The 2,789-nt window shown below is 31.4% G+C and carries 2 protein-coding genes; one reads left to right on the plus strand and one right to left on the minus strand.

The window, feature by feature from the left end:
• On the minus strand, positions 1-1,263 hold a 1,263-nt coding region (locus HOG71_07625), incomplete at its 3' end, for a phosphotransferase (protein MBT5990708.1).
• Positions 1,264-1,467: 204 nt separating this feature from the next.
• Between HOG71_07625 and HOG71_07630 the strand changes: the two genes are divergently transcribed.
• Positions 1,468-2,789: PAS domain S-box protein (locus tag HOG71_07630; GenBank protein ID MBT5990709.1), on the plus strand; the 1,322-nt coding region annotated here is incomplete at its 3' end.

The following is a 2,789-nucleotide window of genomic DNA, read 5'->3' on the forward strand; positions in this document are numbered from 1 at the left end:
ACTAACTATGTTTTCGACTTGATTGATAAATTGTTGAACTTCATCAAGAGGACTTAAGTAATTGATTACTTCCTGATTGTTTCCTGTTAATTCTTTGAATTCTTTCAATCGCCCCGGATTAGGTAAAAAACGACAATCAAATACAAATCCGCCTCCATTTCCACTATTATCCAGTGGTATTGAACGTTTGTAAGAAAAACTATTAATCAATACGGTTAAACCTGGTTTAGGTTTGTAATTAAATTCATTCAGGTTAGGTGAATGAATAAGTTGATCGAAAACAGAATAAAGCGCGGGTAACTTAATGGGTAGTTCAATTTTGTCCATCAAGTATTTTAAATTATTTAATGCATAAGGAATACTCAATAAAAAGTGTTGTTTCCTTTCAAAAAAGCCCCTGTATCCGTAGGCTCCAAAAGCTTGCATCACCCGTATCAAAACATAGGCATAGTAATAGTTTCGAAAGGCCGCTTTGTCAACAGTCATCTTTTCAGACAGCTTCAACATATAATAAATAAGCAATTCTTCTCTTTGATCTATTGTTAAATTTGCTTTGGCATCATAAAGCAATGAGGCGAGGTCATATTGCAAAGCTCCTTGTCGGCCTCCCTGAAAATCGATAAAAAAGAATTCATCATTATTAATCATGATGTTTCTGGATTGAAAATCCCTAAACATAAAATAATCTGTATTGGTTGACAGCAAATAATTAACAAGCGAGCGGAAGTCATCTTCTAAATCTTGCTCATGGAAACTGACACCAGCCAGTTTGATAAAAAAATGCTTGAAATAATTCATATCCCACAACATCGATTGCTTATCAAATTTTGATCGAGGATAAGCCTTGCTATAGTCGATTACTTCATGTCCTTTAAATTGAAATTCAATCAAGTGGTTTATTACACTTTTGTATAATATGCTGATTTTCAGATTACCTTCATCGTTTCTATTTATTTGGTCAATATGATCGTAAAAACTAAGGTCTCCTAAATCTTCTTGTAAATAAATGTGGTCATCCAACTGGTCTGCATATATTTTTGGAACTGGAAGTTGAGCAGATTTAAGTTGTTGAGCATAGCTCAGAAATGCGCTATTCTCTTTATAGTTATCATTGAAGCAACCTATTGCTGTTTTATTTTTGGATATCAAGCGAATATATTGGCGAACCGATCCTGAAATTGGGAGTAACTCACTACTTTCTAATTCTTCTTTGCTCCAGATTTCAAATAGAGTAATTAACTTTTTCTGTATGTTGGCTTTCATTGAATTTATTTGGTTTAACAAATGTAATAAATTGATGATTTTAAAACTGACTTAAATTATTTACACTTTAAGTAAGAATAAAAAATAAAGGAATGATTCGGGCTCAAATAAAATTATGTAATTTTACAAATAAGTTTTTAATGTGCTTTTAAGATTATTTTTATTAAAATGAAATTAATAATTAATAAACTGAACTCATCCTGAATGGCAAAAAAACAATCTGAGCATAGAGAAAATCCCAAAGAAGAAACACATCAGAAATCTTTAAAAAAAACTGAAAAAAGTTGGGATGGTTTATTAGAGGTATTGCCAGATCCAACCTATATAATTACTCCTGTAGGTCGTATTGTTGAAGTTAATAAGGAAGCCATCAATCGATTGGGCTATTCTCGTCAAGAATTTTTACAAAAGAATATATTTGATTTAGCATTGCCTGAAATAGCAAAAACATTTCCAGTTAAAATCAAAGAGATTGTCGAGAAAAAGTCTGTTCAATTTGAATCAATTCATTTTAGTAAGAAAGGAGAAAGTATTCCTGTTGATGTAAATGCGCGTTTAATTACTATTAATGGGAAGCAAGCTATTATTGCCATTACCCGAGATATTAGTAAATTAAAACAAACCGAACGCATTCTAAAAGAGAGTGAACAACGTTATAAAAGTATTTTTGGAACAAACTCCTATGCAATTATCATTTTGGATAAGCAAGGTGTGCTTATAGAATCAAATGATTTTGCCTGTCAATTATACCAATACAATAGGGACGAATTCTCAAGTATTGATTTAGAATCTATTAGTGCTGAAAATAGTTATGAGCAAATTTTACCAAAGTTTGAAGAATGCCTGCTCAAAGGAAAACAGTGTTTGCTTGAAGCTATAGAAGTTAAAAAGGATGGGAGTGAATTTTATGCTGAAATGGCTTTTTCTCAAATTAATATTAAGGGAGAAGCCCATGTACTTGTTATTATTACTGATATTTCCGAAAGAAAGAAAACAGAAACTGCCCTGATCGAATCTGAAAATTTGAAATCATTACTGTTAGAATCTTCATCTGAAATGTTTACTTATTATGATGATAAACTGAATATAGTTTATACAAATAGTAAATCGGAGATTATTTCAAAAAAGTCAAATGGTGAATTGACGAGCACAAAGTGTCATGAGATTTTTTATGACAATTCTAAACCTTGCAAAGAATGCCATGTTTATGAAGCCATAAAAACAGGTGTTTATCAGGAATTAGCAAACAAAACCATCGGAGACAGAGATTATAATTTCAGAGCTTACCCCATTAAAAATAAAAAAAACAACGTAATTGGTGTTGCTGAATTTGGATTGGATGTTACTGCTGAAAGGAAAGCAAAAGAGAAACTTGAGAAAAGTGAAGCTAAATTCCGTACATTGTCAAACGCAACTTTTGAATCTATATTAATCACTTCAAGTGGAATATTAATCGAGACCAATCAAACTGCTGCAGAAATGTTTGATTACTCTATTAATGAATTAAGAAACAAAGAAATTACCTC

The organism is Bacteroidota bacterium, assembly GCA_018698135.1.
Taxonomy (GTDB): domain Bacteria; phylum Bacteroidota; class Bacteroidia; order CAILMK01; family JAAYUY01; genus JABINZ01.